The 18,372-nt window shown below is 54.0% G+C and carries 16 protein-coding genes and 1 pseudogene; 6 read left to right on the top strand and 11 right to left on the bottom strand.

Features of this window, described 5'->3' with window-relative positions; genetic code table 11:
• Positions 1-113 precede the first annotated feature (113 nt).
• From JRI95_12470 to JRI95_12420, 11 genes are all read right to left on the bottom strand, one after another.
• Positions 114-977: a PDZ domain-containing protein gene (locus JRI95_12470; protein ID MBW2062356.1), complete on the bottom strand. Its 864-nt coding sequence runs from the start codon at positions 975-977 to the stop codon at positions 114-116.
• Positions 978-1,170: 193 nt separating this feature from the next.
• The gene (locus tag JRI95_12465) at positions 1,171-3,084 is read right to left on the bottom strand and encodes an alkaline phosphatase family protein (GenBank protein MBW2062355.1); all 1,914 of its coding nucleotides are present in this window, start codon (positions 3,082-3,084) and stop codon (positions 1,171-1,173) included.
• A 167-nt stretch (positions 3,085-3,251) separates the two neighbouring features.
• Entirely contained in the window at positions 3,252-4,310 is a 1,059-nt protein-coding gene (locus JRI95_12460) for a CehA/McbA family metallohydrolase (protein MBW2062354.1), read from the bottom strand.
• A complete protein-coding gene (locus JRI95_12455; GenBank protein MBW2062353.1) occupies positions 4,311-6,014 on the bottom strand; it encodes a hypothetical protein in 1,704 nt (567 codons plus the stop codon).
• The gene (locus JRI95_12450) at positions 6,011-6,778 is read right to left on the bottom strand and encodes an ABC transporter ATP-binding protein (protein MBW2062352.1); all 768 of its coding nucleotides are present in this window, start codon (positions 6,776-6,778) and stop codon (positions 6,011-6,013) included. The genes JRI95_12455 and JRI95_12450 overlap by 4 nt, the downstream gene beginning before the upstream one ends.
• On the bottom strand, positions 6,775-8,241 hold the full coding sequence (locus JRI95_12445) for a transglutaminase domain-containing protein (protein ID MBW2062351.1): 1,467 nt from the start codon (positions 8,239-8,241) through the stop codon (positions 6,775-6,777). Before JRI95_12445 ends, JRI95_12450 begins: the two co-directional genes overlap by 4 nt.
• A 55-nt stretch (positions 8,242-8,296) precedes the next feature.
• Positions 8,297-8,956: a histidinol phosphate phosphatase domain-containing protein gene (locus JRI95_12440; GenBank protein ID MBW2062350.1), complete on the bottom strand. Its 660-nt coding sequence runs from the start codon at positions 8,954-8,956 to the stop codon at positions 8,297-8,299.
• A gap of 112 nt (positions 8,957-9,068) precedes the next feature.
• Entirely contained in the window at positions 9,069-9,566 is a 498-nt protein-coding gene (locus JRI95_12435; GenBank protein ID MBW2062349.1) for a bifunctional nuclease family protein, read from the bottom strand.
• Between the two features lie 112 nt (positions 9,567-9,678).
• On the bottom strand, positions 9,679-11,016 hold the full coding sequence (gene miaB, locus JRI95_12430; protein ID MBW2062348.1) for a tRNA (N6-isopentenyl adenosine(37)-C2)-methylthiotransferase MiaB: 1,338 nt from the start codon (positions 11,014-11,016) through the stop codon (positions 9,679-9,681).
• Positions 11,017-11,028: 12 nt separating this feature from the next.
• On the bottom strand, positions 11,029-11,463 hold the full coding sequence (locus JRI95_12425) for a hypothetical protein (GenBank protein MBW2062347.1): 435 nt from the start codon (positions 11,461-11,463) through the stop codon (positions 11,029-11,031).
• 11 nt (positions 11,464-11,474) lie between these two features.
• Complete coding sequence (locus JRI95_12420) at positions 11,475-11,744, bottom strand: DUF4911 domain-containing protein (protein MBW2062346.1); 270 nt, start codon at positions 11,742-11,744, stop codon at positions 11,475-11,477.
• Between the two features lie 177 nt (positions 11,745-11,921).
• Here JRI95_12420 and JRI95_12415 point away from each other — a divergent pair, with 177 nt between their 5' ends.
• The 6 genes and pseudogenes from JRI95_12415 (at position 11,922) to JRI95_12390 (ending at position 17,678) form a co-directional block, all read left to right on the top strand.
• Entirely contained in the window at positions 11,922-12,971 is a 1,050-nt protein-coding gene (locus tag JRI95_12415; GenBank protein MBW2062345.1) for a VWA domain-containing protein, read from the top strand.
• A 271-nt stretch (positions 12,972-13,242) separates the two neighbouring features.
• A pseudogene (locus JRI95_12410) lies at positions 13,243-14,329 on the top strand ((Fe-S)-binding protein).
• A gap of 151 nt (positions 14,330-14,480) precedes the next feature.
• Positions 14,481-15,461, top strand: a complete 981-nt coding sequence (locus tag JRI95_12405) for an ABC transporter ATP-binding protein (GenBank protein ID MBW2062344.1) — start codon at positions 14,481-14,483, stop codon at positions 15,459-15,461.
• A gap of 5 nt (positions 15,462-15,466) precedes the next feature.
• On the top strand, positions 15,467-16,441 hold the full coding sequence (locus tag JRI95_12400) for an ATP-binding cassette domain-containing protein (protein ID MBW2062343.1): 975 nt from the start codon (positions 15,467-15,469) through the stop codon (positions 16,439-16,441).
• A gap of 131 nt (positions 16,442-16,572) precedes the next feature.
• Complete coding sequence (locus JRI95_12395) at positions 16,573-16,725, top strand: hypothetical protein (GenBank protein MBW2062342.1); 153 nt, start codon at positions 16,573-16,575, stop codon at positions 16,723-16,725.
• Positions 16,726-16,970: 245 nt separating this feature from the next.
• The gene (locus JRI95_12390; GenBank protein MBW2062341.1) at positions 16,971-17,678 is read left to right on the top strand and encodes a hypothetical protein; all 708 of its coding nucleotides are present in this window, start codon (positions 16,971-16,973) and stop codon (positions 17,676-17,678) included.
• Positions 17,679-18,372 lie beyond the last annotated feature (694 nt).

The raw sequence follows: 18,372 nt of genomic DNA, 5'->3' as shown, positions 1-18,372 counted from the left end.
TCTGGCTAGCCAGAGCACCAGCCGCGGCATCGAGATCGTCGCACCCTAGGGCCGTTGAGCCCGTCTGTAGCTTGGTCCGATGCCGTATTCATCATCTTGAATTCGAACAGTCGCTACATAACTAATTCCATTTTGTTTCGTCCATCAATCCTTATCTGAAGGAGTACAATTACGTCCCGCATTACATTACGTCCCATAGTAACATATATCGTTTTGCGGTAATCATCCCTCATAATGCACATGCGGACCCTTTCACCGGCCTGGGCCCCGGCAAGATCCGTCAAAAACTCCCTTAGAGTTCTTGTTTTTCGGGAATTAAAGGACATGATCAAGTCGCCTTCCTGAAGCCCCGCTTTGTCCGCCGGCGAGTTGGGAATCACCCTCTCCACCAAAACGCCGCCGGACTTGCCTGCTTCTTCCAGCTTTTCGATCTTTTCACTGTCAAAGGCGGCATCACTCACGGTTGCGCCGAGAAAAGGATATGTTTTGGTTAGAGCAGGAAGATAGGGCGGTCTTTCTTCAGGCACTGCGTAAGCCGTAACCCTGTAATCATCTTTTGCGACACACATATAGACTTCACTCCCTACTTTGCTTCCCGCCAGGTCGTTTTGGAACTGCTTAGGAGTCCTTATTTTTCTGCCGTTAAAAGAAATTATTATATCTCCCGGCGCAATGTCTGCCTTCTGTGCAGGAGAACCGGCAGCAACACTGTTTACGTATGCCCCTTCAACCCTGTCAAGCTGCGCTCTTGCAGCCATATCCGGGGTAACATCACTAACCTCCAAGCCAAGCCATGCCTTACCCCACTCGTCCTTGAAAGTTTCATAATTCAGGGGGAGCTGCTTTGTCAGGTTCGTTTCGTGTTCATAGAGTGTTGTGTTTGAATCTTGATAAAGAAGAAATGCCGCTATCAAGTTTAGAATCAGAGATATAACTGTTACAACAATTAACCACTTTTGTTCTATGAAATACGTCATTTTTTTACCTTGGCCTTGTCGAACAATTATACGATCTGAGCGGTTAATGCACGGCAAAATATCTTTTGACCACGGGTGGCTCAGACAACAAGTTATCGGGGCCACCCGTCAATCGGTATGGCTTGGTGAAATGCTGGCTAATAAGCAGCAGTACAGTCTTTAATAAACTTCAATAAGGAAAGAACGTCCCCCCTTACGCTTTGAGCTTGAAGTTTGGGTCTGTAAAGGCCTGATAAATCACGGCCCCTTCAGTATACTCAGGCACAGGCAGGTCCATGAGGTAGCAGATAGTGGGTACTAGGTCTGTGATCCAGATGGTTCTTTCCAGCATGGCGCCTTTTTTGATGCCTGGACCGTTCATGATTATAACCGCCTTTAGTGTGCCCAGTCCCCATTCGGCTGTGGGGAGTATATTGCCATGCTGTCCGCCGAACCAGGGATAGATGGCATAGATAACGTCTCCAACCCGGTCTCCATATAAGCCGAAGGGCCGGGCGTCTTCCCGGCGCAGGGCCATGGCGAAAGGTCTTTTGCCTGTCTCGGGGTCCACGTAGGTCAGTAGGGTGTCAATGATATCCTGCCTGACCTGCTCGTATTCCTCGCCAGGCTCGACGATACCGTCGGGGTCGCGCCCTTTAACGTTCACGTAAATATGAACGGCGCGCTGCGGCATGGCCTTGGTCTCGCTCCAGTCAATCTCAGCGCTGTACAAGGCGCCGAAACCATAGGCCCTGATGCCTTTATCTCCGGTGACTTTGATCAGGTTCTTTTCGACTAAAGGCTCCAGTAAAGGCATGGAGTAACCGTCGGACACCGCGCCGTGATCTGATACAATGATGAACAGGGTATCCTTGCCCGCGGCTTCCATGATGCGCCCGATCATCCGATCCACGCTCATGTATATCTTTTTCTCGGCCTCCTGGGCCAGCCTGTTCTTCTCCGGGTCACTCTCAGTCAGGGGGTCCATCTCCCTCATAAAGCCGTGGTACTGCCAGTCCGTGGCATGGGCATGCATGTAAAAGATATCCCACTCCTTATTACTTAAGAGGTAAACGGCCGCATCTGCCAGGAAGAGGTCCTGCATGGCCTGGGCCTCGACATAAGTGTCTAGATCAATCCAGCCTTTGCGATAGGCAGTCAGGCCTCCGCCTCGAAGAGAGAAATCGCTTTCAGGCGAGTGGTCGCAAATCTCTTTAGCCACCTCAGGCGGATCGCTCCAGCCCTGGTGCTCGCCCAGGCCGGTCATGTAGACCCTGAAGCTGCCCAGGTCGTTAGAAAGATCCAGGAGCTTGACGTGGAAGCTGACTTCCTTGTCTTGACCCTCTTTAGTCTTGACCGTGGTGATGATTTTCTGGCTCCATTGGCCTGGGGCCAGCGTACAGAAGGCGTCCTTGAAATCCTTTGTCGGGGAGAGCGTGAACCGGTCGTAGCCTTCACCACTCGTGTCCTGCACCAGAAAGTGCCACGTGGTGGGCGCCATCTCATAGAGGCTGTCAGAAAACGGGAGAGTCGCCTCGACCTCCTGATCTTCCTCGCCCTTGGACTCAGGCGCGTTTTCCCAGTCCTCGGCATAATCAAACTCGACCTTGACCCCGCCGAGCGGGTACAGGATAGTTGAGTAAACCTGGTCGGCGCAGACCGAGAATTTACCTTCAGTGGCGATGCATTCCGCAGGCCGCCAGTCGTTGATAATATTGCTGTTGCCACCAACCACGATCCCGTGTTTCAACTTGGTGCCATAACTGGACGGGTAATTTAACACGATAGATTTATACCCGGCCTTCTCGGCCGCTTCCCAGATGTTCTCCACCTTGCAGTCGGAGCGATTGAAGCCCTGATGGGTGCTCGACATATGTATGGAGGTACCGGGTTCATGGACGTGGAAGTCGGTGATACCGTGCGTTCCCGGCCACGACCCCGTGGCGATGGTCGTCCAGTTGGGCGGTGTAATGGTGGGGTAAGGCACCAGGCCGTTTTTTGCCATAACCCCTTTTTTAATCAGTCCCTCAAGATTAGGCAGCGCGCCTTGTTCCACATACTTCAGGATACTGTTTGGGAGCGCGCAATCCAGCCCTATGACACATACTTTTTTTGGTTTGTTAGCCATGATATTCCTCCTTCACGGGTAAAGTTTGTAAAGCAATTAAACGTATCAGACATATTATTTTAGATCAAGAAATTAAATAAAAAGGGACGGTATGGCGTGGCGAAAGGCTGGCTCATGAGCAGCCGCCTAGCCTTTTAACTAAATTTAAAAGGTAAAGAACGTCCCCCTTAATTTAAATAAATGTGATTCGAAAAAAGCCAGGGCCGGAGGCCAAAGAAGCGGGAAGGCCAGAAGGCCTCGATGCGGTAAACTCCCAGGCCCGGGGCCTGGAAGCGGCCCTGCCGGGCCACGATGTTCAAGACAACCTGTCCATCCTTGATCAGGCGCGCCGAGGTTCGGGAAGGCAGAGACCAGACCAACTGATGCCCGGGGTCAAACCTGATCTCCATGCCCTGACCGGCCTTTCGCTCCTTGTTATTCTCCAGCCAGAAATCAAATCCCTTGGAATTTTTAAGCCGGTCGTGAGCCACGAAGCCGGAACCGGCGGCCAGGGCCTGGTAAACCGCGGCCCGGTCTGTCTTGAGGTCGCCGCTCAGGGGCGCGGGCAGCAGGACATGGGTGTTGATGGCCTTAAAGAGGTATTTGTACGGGAAAAAAGTAAGCTTTACCGGGCCGAACCCGTAAGTAAAGGCGTGGGCGTCCGAACCGCCGACCGCAGCCACGGGCCGGGTCTGCCCGAGTTCGTCCCACCGGGCCAGGGTTTCTTTGTCCGGACCGGCCAGGGTCTTGGCCCGGACAAAATAACGCCATAAGGCCTGAGGCAAGGTCTGGACGTGGGATTTCCAGATGGAGGAGTAGTTCCAGAGGCACAGGCCGTCAAAACCATTGATTGTCCAGTCCTCCCAGGTAAAGGCATGACCGTCTTCCATGAGCGGGCTGCCTTTTTCAAAGGGATGCGCCAGAAAGCCGACTCCGCCGGCCTCTCTGGTCTTTTGAATCGTGGCCTGCGGGTCGCGCCAGTCGAATGCCGGGACCTTTTCCAGTCCATAGGCCAGGTAATGGTTGTGCGGACCTGAAAACTCCAGGCCGATCAGGACCAGGACCTTGCCATGATATCCCTCGTAGCCCTGGTCCAGGGCGGCCAGGGTGTCGTGGTCGTTGATCAGGAGCAGGTCCAGCTTGGCTTTTTGGGCCGCAGTGATGACATCTTCGATGCTGCCTTGCCCATCGGAAAAGGTGGTGTGCACATGGAGGTTAGCGACGTATTCATAGGGAGGGGATGGCATCTACATGGCTTCCCGGGCGGCCAGGCGTTTGAGGCCGATGTTCATGGGCAGGAAAACTGCCAGGATGTTGGCTGCCAGCACGCCAGCAAAGCAGAGTCCAATGATCACGAGCTTCCATTCAGCCAGCGGCGCGCCGTGCATCTGGGCCACGAAAATGGTATAAACCGGCCAGGCTTCAAGGACAACAATAATGGCTACGTATATAGCGCTTAATATCATAAAAGTCAATCCGCCGAAACCAGTGGCCACCTGGACGATATTTTCAGTCTCAAAGCGGGGATAAACCGCGCCAAGCCCGATTCCCAGGGCCACGATACCCGGCACGATGAAAAACATGGTCATGGTCGAGATGATCATCATGAAACCGGTCACATCGAGGAGGTAGTTGGAGACAACGATCAGGACTTCGGCCACAACCAGGAGCGGCGGCAGGTAAATACCGTACTTTGTCCACAGGAAACGCTTGAGGCTCAGGGGCGAGGAGCGGATGATCCAGTAGGCTTCCCCTTCCAGGCTCACGGCCGGAAAAACAAAGCGCACTCCCAGGGAAGCCACCACAAAGGAGGCCAGGCCGATGTTAATAAAAGAGATGAAGTTTTGAAGGTAAAATGTTGGAATAGGGGACTTTTTTAAGGGCAGGACTGAAAAATTATAGAGGTAAACCACGATCAGGGCCAAGAGCAGAAGAATCTGAGACCACTGGGTGTTGTCGCGGAAAAACGTCTTGATCTCCTTGGCCACAAGGGAGCGGCTGGCCGAGGCAAAGGGGCGACTGGCCAGGAAGACCAGCAGATCGAGCGGGCTGGCGCGGGTGATGATTCGGCGGGCCGATTCCTGGGATTTTGAAAACCCGTAGCCATAGAGCCGGTTGGAGACCCAGGAGGCCGTGACCGCCACCGCAGTTGCGGTGGAAATCAGGAGCATGAGGTAAAAGGAAGATTCGGAAAAAAAGCGCGGCGCCAGGCGCGGCCAGAGGACTTCAGTCGCCCAGTAACTGGGCAGAAAGGGTGAGGTCGGGGTTCGCATTGAGGCGAAGTAGCTGACGATGGAGGCAAATTCATCCGGGTTCACCAGCCGTTCGGGCCGCATGAAACGAAAGAGCAGATAAAGAATGATGACCAGCAGGATGGTGAGCAAGATGAGGATGTCTTTGGTGCGCCGGGCCGGAAAGACGTTCACCAGGAGCAGGGTGAAGATTATCCCGACCGCGCTGGCCAGGACGAACATGGGCGCTGAGACCGCGGCCAGGTGCAGGTAGTAAAAGGGGCCGGCGTGAAAGACGATCCCATACGCCAGGAAGACAGGCAGGCCGAAAAGAAGGACCATCCAGGAGCTGTCAACCAGGGTGCTGGTAAAGCGGGCCCAGAAAATTTTTTCTAAAGACACGGGCGAGGCGTGAATGGTTTCAAGGTCCTTGGAAAGAAAGAAGGTGGACAGGGCGGTGACGATGTTGGAAAAGATAAGGATGGCAAAGAAAGTCATCCAGACCATGTCCATCAATTTCCTGGCCAGGACCTGGCCAAACCCCTCCGCGGCCTGAAAGTAGGCCAGGGCCTTATAGAAGCCGAAGAAGACCGCGGCCCAGAAGCCCAGGGCCACCAGCGCCATCATGAGCAGCTTAAAGGCCGATCCTTCCTCACCGCGCCGCATCCGGTTGAGGAGCGATAGGACCCGGGGGGAAAGGAGCAGGAAGTAGGTCCTCATTCTTCGGCCGCGGCCTTAAAAAGACCTGTCAGGGCCTGCTCCTCATGGCCGCCGGTCAGTGTGAGGAAGGCCTCTTCCAGGTGGTCCGTGCCGCCGGCCTGGGCCTTGAGCTCCTCGACCGTTCCTTGGGCGAAAAGATGGCCGCGGTGGATGATCCCGATGCGGTCGCAGACCTCGGCCGCAATGGCCAGGGTGTGAGTGGATATAAGGATGGAGACCCCGTTTTTACGAAGCTGGCGGAAGATGTTCTTGAGCAGGCGGGCGCCACGGGGATCGAGTCCGACCATGGGTTCGTCCACGATAAGGGCCCGGGGGCGGTGAATCATGGCCGCGGACATGATCAGTCTCTGTTTCATGCCATGGGAGTAGCTTTCGACCAGTTCGTGCTGCCAGCCAGCCAGTTCGAAAAGCTCGAGCAGTTCGCGGCTGCGCGCGGAAAAGGAGTCATGGTTCATGCTGTACAATCCGGCCATGAAGCGCAGGAACTCGAACCCGGTCAGCTTTTCGTAGATAAAGGGGCGGTCCGGAATGAACCCGAGCTCCTGCTTGGCGGCTAAGGGCTGGCGGTCAATGTCCCGCCCGTTGATGATGATCCGGCCGGAGGTGGGCTTGAGGGTTCCGGCGATCATTTTGAGGGTCGTGGTTTTTCCCGCGCCGTTGGGCCCCAGGAAACCGTAGATCTCGCCCTGATCAACCTGCATGGAAAGGTTGTCAACGGCCAGAACCTGCCTAAACTGCTTGCTGACGCCAATCAGTTCAATCATCTGACCTCCAGGATTTCGATCTCAAGACGGCCGATAAGGCGCACCATTTCCGCCTGGCGCGAAAGGCCGCCAATGATGAAACGGATGTGCGTCGCATCGGCCGGGGCCTGGCCCAGGATGGGGTCAACGGCCATCCAGCGGCCCCAGTAAGCCTCGACCCAGGCGTGATAATAAAATCGGTCTTCAAAGTAAAGCACGCCCACCGCCATCCGGGCCGGCACTCCTGCGGCGCGAAGCAGGGCCGCGGTCAGCACGGTATGCTCGTTGCAGTCTCCAACCCTGGTTTTGAGCACCTCCAGGGCGCTGGGCACAGACAGGGTCGGCCGTTTCTCCAGATTCTCAAAGACCCAGTCCATGACCCGGTCCACTATTTTAAGGGGCGACCTTTCTAAAGCCGTGATAAGCCGCGCCTGGTGGATAATCTCGGGATGCTGGCTCTGCACAAAATCCGTGCTCGAGAGAAAAGAGGCAAACTCCCGGCCGCTCAGAGGCAGCCGGGCTTCATGGCGCACGTCAATAGTTTCCCTTTTGATCTCCACAACGTCGCCGTACAGGGTCTGGCGGCCGCCGTGCAGGTCGAAACCGGACAGGTCCACCCCTTTGAGCCGAACCTTGAAATAGCGGACTTGACGCGGTTTTTTAAGGGTGCGATTGGTCGGGGCGGAGGTCGCGCGCACCAGGTCGGTTAACTCGGCCCGCCCGGTCAGCCCCTGCCTGGCCTTTTCGCGTGTGGCGCGCACCATGGACAGCCCCAGGAGGCCTTCCTCCTTGAGGGTCTGGCCATCGGTGTCTATCCAGACGTAGGATTTGGTGTCAAAATAATCCATACGGACGCGGAAGGTCTCAAAGCTTTCCCCGTCAATGAGCAGTTTTTCCTTGTCCTCGACCACGATATTGACCGAGCGCATGCTCAAGCTGGAGGGATCAAAGATGGGCACGCGAAAGCGCTGGCGTTTTTTGAGGCCCTGCTGGGCCAGATAAGGCATAAGGCCCACGGCCAGCTGAGGCGCCTCCTTTAATTTAATCTGGCTCGTGCTCCTGTAGCCGCTGGTCATCACGGTCAGGTTCAGAACCAGTCCGGACAGCCTGCCGGTGAGCTGGAAGCGGATTGGCCCGGATGACAGGAAGAAATTAAAGGTTTCAAGTCCCATGGTCTTATTGAGCCGGGCCGAGGTAATGGTCCGGATTTCCCGGACCTGGCCCATGATTTTGAGCTTGAGATAGGCCTTTGAGTTTGTGATATAGTCCTGGTCGAGGCGGGTGATTGACCGGACCTCATGGCCGATCTTCTGCCCCTTATGATATATGGACATCCAGACTTCTGAATCCCTGAGTTCAGTAGCTTCAACTCCGGACAGACCCGGGGCCAGGTGGATTTTTTTGACCAGAAGAAAAACCATCAGGACCCAGAAAAGGACCAGGGTTATCTTGAGGGCGTTTTTTACAGCGAGTCCAGCTGGCATGGTTTCGCTTCAATATGAGGCGGCAAGCTCTTGGGGTTGATCATGACCCGCGCTTTCAGACCGGCTCCACGCCCAGGCGTTCAAGCAGGTTCAGGGTCTGGGTTCTCATGCCTTTGTAGTCCTCCTCACTTAAACCCGCACCCCGGGCCACGACCCGGGCAAAATCCAGGGTGATGAGATCGGCCGGGTCATGGGAGTCCGTGTTGAGCACGAGGCCCGCCCCGACCGCCTTGGCCACTAGGGCCACGTGGCCGTTGGTGAGGCAGTGTCCCTTGCGAGCCGTAATCTCCAGGCAGACGCCTTTTTGCGCCGCCAGGGAGGCCTCTTCATCTGTGATCAGGCCGGGGTGAGCCAGGATGTCCACACCCGCCTCGATGGCCGCGCGGTTGGTGCCTGGAGCCACCGGTTCAACCGGAGTCTCCCCGTGCGCCACCAGGAGAACCGCGCCCAGTTCTCGCGCCTTTTGCGCCAGGGAGGCAAACAGGGCCGGCGGGACATGGGTTAATTCCGCCCCGGGAATGATCCGGACCTGAAAGTGGGCCTCCATCTCCCGGACCGCCTGAACAAGCCGCGGCACAACGAAATCCAGGTTGGACGAATCCACGTGATCGGTCAGAGCGATGTACCTGTAACCATGATCTTCAGCCCGGCGCACCAACTCCGAAGGCAGCAGTTCGCCGTCGCTGAGCAAGGTATGGGTGTGCAGATCAATCATAATCAACCAGCCGTCTTTAATTAAATTTTAAATAAGGAGAGGGGATGATGTAAATGAAAAAAACAGACGGTCTCGCGCTGGATCGGCCCGCTCGGCGGAATCGCGTAAAAGGCTACATCTTATACTTCCCAAAATCCTCCGGATGCAGGCCTTCCAGGATTTCAGTCCATTTCTTGCCTTCATCGGTTTTAATCACTTCTTTGCCACGCATATCAATGTGAGCAGATTTTTCAAAAACCCTCTCGTGCACAAAGATGGGGGCTTTGGTCCGGAGAGCAAGGGCAATGGCGTCGCTGGGCCGGGAGTCAATCTTTAGCTGCTTGGAATTACAGAGAGCGTGAATAATCGCGAAAAAGGTATTATCCCGCAGGTCGCAGATCTCAATCATCTCCACCGACCCGCCAAAGGATTCAATGATGTTCCGCAGGAGGTCGTGAGTCATGGGCCGAGAGAACTTGACACGTTCCAGTTCGCTGGCAATGGCCGTCGCTTCCAGGAGACCGATCCAGATAGGCAGGGATTTTTCACCCTGTTCCTCCTTAAGGATCAGTATGGGGCTGTTGCTGCTGGGGTCAATGGTCAGACCCGTGACGTTCATTCGTATTGGCATCCCAACCTCCTCTGGGGTTAAAGGCTTACATCCTCATCATTTACTATATACCTGGCGAGGCGTTAAAACCATTATATCATAGCTCATCACGGCTAGCCAGCCCCCAAAATTATTATGATATTACCTTCCCGCGGAGGGAATTTGCCGAAGCCGCTTCAATTATGAGCTTGACCAAGCGGCCGTGTATTTCCGCCTCCCCGGCGAAGTTGACAATCTTATTGGTTCTGGTGCGCCCGGTCAGTTGTCCGCCGAGTCGCTTACTTGGCCCCTCGACCAGAACCTCGACTTCCTGTCCCACCAAGACCTGGTTTCGCGCCAGAGAGATTTCTTTCTGAAAGGCCTGCAGCTTACTCAGGCGTTCGCTTTTGATCTCTTCAGAGATCTTGTTTTCGAACTCGGCGGCGCGGGTCATAGGGCGATCTGAATACTTGAAGGAGTATATGCCATCAAAACGAACCCGGTCAAGTAGATTCATGGTTTGCTCGAAGTCCGCCTGCGTCTCTTGAGGAAAACCAACGATGACGTCGCTGGTCAGGGCCAGATCGGGACAGGCGGCCCGAAGCGCTTCCACCCTGGCCAAATAATCCTCCCGGGAGTATTTGCGGCGCATGGCCGTAAGGATCGGGGTCGAACCTGACTGGACTGGCAGATGAACATGTTCGCACAGGGGTTCTATTTCAGCCAGGGCGCGAATCAATTCGTCTGAGAGGTCCTTGGGATGCGAAGTCGTGAATCGAAGGCGCGCCAGGCCGGGCAGGGCCGCGATCTTTTCAATTAATTCGGGGAAAGTAATCCGCGGCTTGAGTCCCCGGCCGTAAGAATTGACGTTCTGTCCCAGGAGAATGATCTCCCTGACTCCATGCCTTAGCAAGTCCCTGGCTTCATCGAGGATGTCCGCGGCCGGGCGGCTGATCTCTCGGCCTCGGACGTACGGAACGACACAGTAAGTGCAGAAGTTATCACAGCCCTGCATGATTGAAAGATAGGCCTTCACGGACTTGAAGCCGTTGTTGAGCCTGATGGCAGGAGGCAGCCGGTCATCAAAGTCGGTCAGGCAGACGGGCCGCCCGGTCCGGCTCACCTCCTCGACCAGCTGAGGCAGGCGGCAGACCCGGTGCGTGCCAATGACCAGGTCCAGGTGAGGGATGCTTTTCAGGAGCCTTTCTCCCTCCTGCTGGGCCACGCAGCCGCCCACGCCAATGAGTAGTTCCGGCTTGTTCTTCTTCAGTTGCCGCAGACGGCCCAGGTAACTGTAAGCCTTGTGTTCCGCCTTTTCCCTGATGGTGCAGGTATTGAGCAGGATCAGGTCAGCCTGGGTAATATCCTCGGTCTGGACGTAATTCTTCTCAGCCATGAGGCGGGCCATCTGTCCAGAATCGTATTCATTCATCTGGCAGCCGAATGTGGCGAGGTATAGCTGCTGTTTCTTCATTTGCTTTGCTGGCGGCATGAAATCAACCGTTTAGTCGGCCGACGGGGACAGGCCTTTGATAAAAAGCTGCTTAATGTCGCCCAGTTTGATCTGAAAGGTTCCGAAATTCGTGCGGCCGTAGCAATCCAGGCTCCGATCCGCCTGTAAGGTTATGGCTTGACCTTGCTTGAGATTGACAACCGCCTCGAGGTTCTCATTTATGAGGCGAAACTCCACGCTTTCCAGGTTCTCAAAAGGAATGGAAAAGGCGCCCTTTCCCTTGTAGCCCGGGAAGTAAGTGAACCCGTTGATGCTGAACATGCTCACTTCAGCCCGGACGTCAGCCTGGTCAATCAGGACCACGGTAAAATCACTGGCCGGGGTCGGGATTTTATCAGGCGCTTTCCCGAAGCCACTCATGCCAGAGACGAGCAGAAAAATTCCGAGAAAAAGAAGCAGACAGGGCCATCTTTTAAATTTTCTCATGCCTTTCATCCTCATTGATGCTCAGCAGATATTTCATGATCCCGGTTGGGGATCAGGGCCATCAGATCACTTAAGCCTTCAGTCACACCTAAGTCCGCCTTCATCCTGGCGAGCAGCCCTGCAACTTCCGCCTCTGCCCCGGGCGCGATGGAGATCAGGACCAGGCCGGAGGCCGCGTCCAGAGTCGTGGTCAGGGCCAGGCCTTCATAGCTCTCCATCACGAACTTCAGCCAGAATAACTTCCGGCGATCAATTTTAAGACGAACCTGGGTGGCTCTCACTTATTCTCCAGCCTTGATCCGCAAACATGACATCATCAGTCCTAAAACTCAAACCGGCCTCAATCAATATATTCTTACCTGTCTGCTTATTATTTTCAAGAAAAAAAGATGTATAAAGAACGTCCCCTTTTATTTTCAGTAAAGTCAAGATACAATGAAAATGAAACTTCCCTGAAGATGAAAAGCCGCATCCTCCATATTTTTAATCTTTTTTTGTGCCTTAGCCTGATTATTCTGGGTTCTTGCAGCCCGATCTGGTCGGCCGATCTGGAGGTTCGCGTCAAACGGGTCGCTTATCTGCCGCTTCACCGGCCCTGGATTCATGTCTTTGTCAGCGTCTTTACTGAAGAAGGCCGGGCCGTGACAGGCCTTGATGAGAGCCGCTTCCTCATCGAGGAGGACGGCCGTCTTTTTTCAGGTTCAAAGGAGGTGGAGTCGTTTGTTGCTTCCGGCCGAAACCTGGCTTACATCATTGCATTGGACACCCGGGAGAGCCTGCCCACCTCACTGACTCTGGTGTCTGAGGGGGTGAAATCCTTGATCAGTGAAATGGGATTTCGCAATCCCGGCGCGATCCTCGTCTATACCGGCCGGCCGGAAGTTCTGGCCGGTTCGACCCGGAACGCCGATCTGCTCATGAAGAAGGCAGACGGTCTGGCGCCAGGGGGAGGGCGGCCGCATCTTTTCGACGGTCTCCTGCTAGCGGTTAAGGAACTGGACGGTTATGCCGCACAAGCAGAGTCAAAACCGGACGAACTGGTTCTATTTCTTTTGACCGACGGCCTGGACAAAGGCAGCCGGTTTTCTCTGGACGCAGGCGCGGCCAGGATCATTGAATCTAATATATCTCTTTTCGTGGTCGGCTATGGAAACAGGGAGAGCCGCGTTTTATCCCGGCTGGCCCGCGTCGCCGAAAAAACCGGCGGCAGCTTCTTTTTCGCTCACGCGCCCGACGAGATCGGTTCTTTGTCTTCGGCCGTGGCTGCCCGGCTGAAAAACCAGTACGTCCTGACCTACCAAGCCAGAAAGATTCGTGCTGACGGCCAGGCCCACACCATCCGTATTCAGGTTGAAAAAGACGGGGCGCGAGGCCAGGACACGCTCAAGTTCATCGCCCCGGACCTGGGAAAGGAGCGTTCCAGATACCTGCCTTTTGGCCTTGGGCTGGGAGTGATCTTTTTGGCAGTGTTAGCGCTTCTGCTCAGAGGCAGATTTAAAGCCCGTTAGAAGTAATGGAAAAAACATCTTCCAAAAAAATGAATTTCAGCTAAAAACCAATCTCTTCCAGGAGATTGTTTGATCTAAAGGCCCGGCAGCGCCTGCACTTTCCTGGCTGACAGAGACACGTTCCAGCATTTTATCTACCTCGGCCTGGGCCAGCCTGGCCGTGTCCGAGCGGGTGATGTCCCTTTATTATGCCTTGACAGTATTGAAAAAGGGGGGGAATATAAATGAGTATGAATCAGGACTTAAGGACATCGCGCCAGGAGGTCGGGTCATGTCTCTGATGCCTTTTTACGAGGTCAATCAGGCCATTACAATTTCCGGGGGTGAAGGCCTCAACGCCTGCATGCAGTGCGGCCTTTGCGCCGGGCTCTGTCCCTGGCAAGAGGTCGGCGGTGAGTTCATAGTGCGGCGCATGATCCGGCAGGGGCAATTAGGCGTGGAAGGCTTCGAAACAGACGACGTTCTCTATGGCTGCACCACGTGCAACATGTGTGTCATCAACTGCCCGAGGCAGATCAAGATCATTGATATCATCCGGGCCATGCGTTCCATAATCGTCGAGACCGGCGGCATCCCCGAGACCCTCAAGACCGTGCTTGGAAGCTGCCAGCCTGGACGTGCCGCTATTTTCCAGGGATACGGAGTATTTCCTGTTTGTGTGCTGTACTTCCTGCTATGATCCCCGGAGCCGCAAGATTGCCTTGGCCCTGGTGGACTTGCTTCAGAAGGCCGGGGTTTCCTTCGGCGTGATCGGGACTGAAGAAAGCTGCTGCGGCGAGTCGGTGCGCAAGATCGGGGATGAAGAAGGCTTCTCCAAACTGGCTCAAGCCAACATCGCCCTGTTTCAGGAAAAAGGGGTCCGGAAGATCATCACCACCTCCCCGCACTGCTATTACACCTTTACCAGGGAATACCCGGAGTTGGGGGGTGAGTTCGAGGTATATCATTCCACCCAGATTCTGGCCAGGCTGGTGCAAACAGGCAAACTTGTGCCCAGGCGCGTCAGCGGCCCGAAGACGGCTTTTCACGATCCATGCTACCTCGGACGGCATTCAGGGCTCTATGATCAGCCGCGCGCCCTGTTAAAGGCTGCGGGCGCAGAATATGCGCCAATGAGGCGCGAGATGGATTGGTCTTTGTGCTGCGGCGGCGGCGGCGGCCGGGTCTGGATGGAAACCGCGGTTGATCAGCGTTTTTCAGACTTGAGGGTTAAGGAGGCCGTTGAGGCCGGGGCTGAAATCCTGGCCACCGCCTGTCCGTACTGTATCACTATGCTGGAAGACAGTGTCAAAACGACCAACCTCGAGGATAAGCTCGAAATTAAAGAGATTTCAGAAATCCTGCACGAGGCCTGTTGATTTAATCCAGGATGCTTGAATTTGAGGAAATCCTTGACCTTGCCTGGTCATGGCTGTAATGATGACCCCAAAATTTTTTTAACTCCAAGTCAGAAAAGAATATATAACAACCAGGCCAGCTCATAGAAGGACAGCAGGATAAGGCCAAGCAATGACAAATAACGCAAATACGGAAAAACTTCTCGTTGTTCAAGACTTGAAGACCTATTTCCTGACCAAGCAGGGCGTGGTCAGGGCTGTGGACGGCGTCAGCTTTTCAGTGGCCAAAGGTGAGATCGTCGGCCTGGTCGGAGAATCCGGCTGTGGCAAAAGCATGACCAGCCTCTCCATCCTGAGGCTCGTACCACAGCCGGCCGGCAGAATCGTAGGAGGGAAAATCCTTTTCAATAACGAGAATCTTCTGGAAAAAAACGAGGAGGAGATGAGGCAGCTCCGTGGAAACCGCATCGCCATGATCGTACAGGACGCCATGGTCTCATTGAATCCGCTCCTCAAGGTCGGATACCAGATCGGTGAAGCCATCAAGTATCATGTCAAACATGTGGATTCGCTTCGAGATATGTGCATCAAGCTGCTAGAGCGGGTCAAGGTCCCTTCTCCAGATCTCAGGATTCGAGATTACCCCTTTCAGTTCAGCGGCGGTATGTGCCAGAGGGTCCTCATTGCCGCGAGCATTTCCTGTAATCCGGAATTCCTGATCGCAGACGAACCGACCACTGCCTTGGACGTGACCATTCAGGCGCAGATACTCAAGCTTTTGAAAGAAATCCAGCAGGAATACAACTCCGCCGTGATGCTGATCACGCACGATCTGGCTATTATCGCCCAGACTTGCAGCCGGGTCATGGTCATGTACGCCGGCCGGATCGTAGAAAAAGCCGATATCATGACCTTTTTCAGGCGGCCAGCCCATCCCTATTCCCTGGGCCTCATCAAGTCGGTCCCGGTGTTGAAGAAGCGCGTTGACCGGCTTTATACCATTGAAGGCCAGCCTCCCAGTCTGTTCAACCTGCCTCCGGGCTGCAGGTTCGCGCCTCGATGCAAGGATGCCAAAGACGTCTGTCTTGAAGCCTACCCCCCGGAATTTACAATAGAAGATGGTCATGTCGTCTCGTGTTGGCTTTATCAGTGAGGTAGATACGCATGGAAAACAACGAGCCGCTCATCCGAGTTGAGGAGCTTAAGAAATACTTCCCGGTCACCAAAGGCCTCGTTATGCAGAGAGTGATAGGTAATGTCAAGGCCGTAGATGATATCAGCTTCTCGGTCAGGCAAGGGGAGTGTCTGGGACTGGTCGGGGAATCCGGCTGCGGCAAGTCCACCACGGCTAACCTGCTCCTGGGACTCGAAATCCCCACCGCCGGTCATATCTATTTCCAAAGCACTGAGATCACCGGACTGGCAGGCAAGACACTGCTCGATTACCGGCGGAACATCCAGGCTGTCTTTCAGGACCCTTTCCGGTCACTCAACCCCAGGAAAAAGATCAAGAGAATTATCGCCGAACCCCTGGTGGTTCATAAAACAGGAACGAGAAAAGAAATCAGCAACCGGGTTTTTGAGCTCCTGGAGCTTGTGGGCCTCGAAACCCGTCACGCCCAGCTGTTTCCGCATGAATTCAGCGGCGGGCAAAGACAGCGCATCGCAGTGGCGCGGGCCCTGGCTCTGAACCCCAAAGCCGTCATCCTCGATGAGCCGGTTTCAGCCCTTGATGTCTCGATCCAGGCGCAGATATTGAACCTGCTCATGGACCTGCAAAAAGGACTCAACCTGACTTACATGCTCATCTCCCACGACCTGGCCGTGGTTGAACACGCCAGTTCACATATCGGGGTCATGTACCTCGGGACCCTGGTGGAACTGGCCTCAAGGGACGAACTCTACAACAACCCGGCACATCCTTATACACGCGCGCTTCTGGAGTCAGTGCCCGTGGCTGACCCGGAAATCATCAGTCAGGTGAGCCTGGAAGGCGAGGTCCCGAGCGCGATGAACCCGCCGGAGGGCTGCCGCTTTCACCCGCGCTGTGCAGACTCCAAAAGCATGTGCGCCGCGGAGAAACCAGACATGAAGGAAATCACTCCCAGACATTTTGTGACCTGCCACCTCTAAGAAACCATGGGGCTGCAAAGGCAAAGACCGGCGCTTTCCTGAAAAACACAAGAAAAGTGCTTCTCGTTTGAAGGCAAATCATGATATGATAAATTTATTATAAAAAGCCTGATTTTATGAAGGGTAGAAACTTGTCTGAAGCTGAGAAAGAAAAGAAACCCAAGAAGCCCGGCCGCTGGAATCTGAAAGACGCCATAATCGGCATTTTCGGCCTGGTCGCGATCATTGCCATGACTGTGGCCGCCTTCCTGGCGGCCAGGTGGGTCAAGGACCAGTATTTTTAGCAGCCGCTTATAAGGGCTTTTACGCTTTCCATACCGAAAGGGGTCTGCCTTCACACGCCTTTTTCAGACAGCCTTCCAATTGGATTTGGCCTTTTCTCTAATACTTTCTTCCTAGTAAAATAATTGAAAAAACCATACTTTTTTCGTATTGACCTTCTCGTGAGGCAAGCTATGATAAACACGTATCATCTTCTTTGTTTATAATTGTAGATAGTGAAAGAAGCCCTGTAAATGGGGGAAGCGGTATGAAGAAAAGCATTCACGTAAATCATGCTTGGACCAAAGGGCTGATGGCCGCGGCAGTCGCATGCCTGCTGGTTTTTTCAGGGGCCATGGCCTGGGCCACACCCCTTAATTATGAATTATCCGGAGTTACTTTTCCTGTTTCGGCGAACTTGGTTCTGGATTATAATCCTTCCACCAGTACGCTTGCGATTGACCTCACAAACACATCTACTGTGCCAGTAACGTCATCCATCACCGCCTTTGCCTTCAATGTGCCTGCTGAAGTTTCGGGGATCAATTCTTACAGCTTCCCTTCGAACTGGTCAGTATTGCCATCGCTTTATACGCCAGACACTATTCCGGGAAACAGCATCAATACCCCTGGCAATTTTGGCTTTTTCGATGTGGCCGGAGTCACCAACAGCACTTCAGGTTTCAATGGAGGGACTGTAAGCTCTGGCATCCCTCAAAATGATACCTTTAGTTTCAGCATCGAGTTTTCAGGCACTAACTTAAATACGCTAACCACCGGAAGTTTTTACCAGCTTTCAGCACCCCAGAATAGTAACTCGAATCTCCAGCCTTTCATCGCCCGTTTCCAGGGTATTGATTTTGGCAGTGGTGAAGACGAGAGTGACGTGGCCATTGTGCCCATTCCTGCCGCCATTCTCCTTTTTGGCCCCGGCCTTTTAGGTCTTGCAGGACTGAGGAGGAAGTTCAGAGCTTAACCCTTCACTCGCATTGGATATTCAAAGGCAGGGTCAGAAATGGCTCTGCTTTTTTCTTTGCCTAATGTTAATATACCTATCACTTTTGTTTAACTCCACCGGCATACTTACACAGGATCACTCCAATCCAGTGAAATTGCAACTGATGATATCACAATCCAATACCAGTAGTTAGCAGCCAATATTGGTAAGTCAAAACCCTCAAGTTAAGCCAGGCGCTGGCCCGGAATTTGTAGTTAGTTCAAGGAATCTGTGTTAACATAATTAACAGAGTTATACGAATTTTTTGAAAATTTTTATTTAATCGGCAAGCGGAAAGGCTGTCTCGGCTATGACGGCAAATTAGGGAGACGCAAACAAGATAGTCGGGAGAATAAACACTATCTTCAGTCTCGTCTCTTCGGTCAAGAATCTTATTCTCCTCGGATGCGTGGATGAAGCCATGAAGGACCTGCGCCAAGCCCTGGAGATCAACCCCGAATTCGAAGCCGCGGTCAAGCTTCTGGCCGAGCTCCAAAAAAGCGCTCCTGGCATACGGCTCAGGCAGGCAAAAGCCTGACTTTGTCTTCGTGTTATTCACTTTTTACGGTTTCAGCGATTATACTTACAGGTTGACAGGAGTTGATCGGTGGCTGATGTGGCAGGTTTGATCCAGGCGGCTCGAGGGAAAAGCCCGGCCGACCTGGTCCTGAAA

Source organism: Deltaproteobacteria bacterium, from assembly GCA_019308995.1.
Lineage (GTDB): Bacteria > Desulfobacterota > Desulfarculia > Adiutricales > JAFDHD01 > JAFDHD01.
This window is presented reverse-complemented; position numbering and strand designations above follow the sequence as displayed.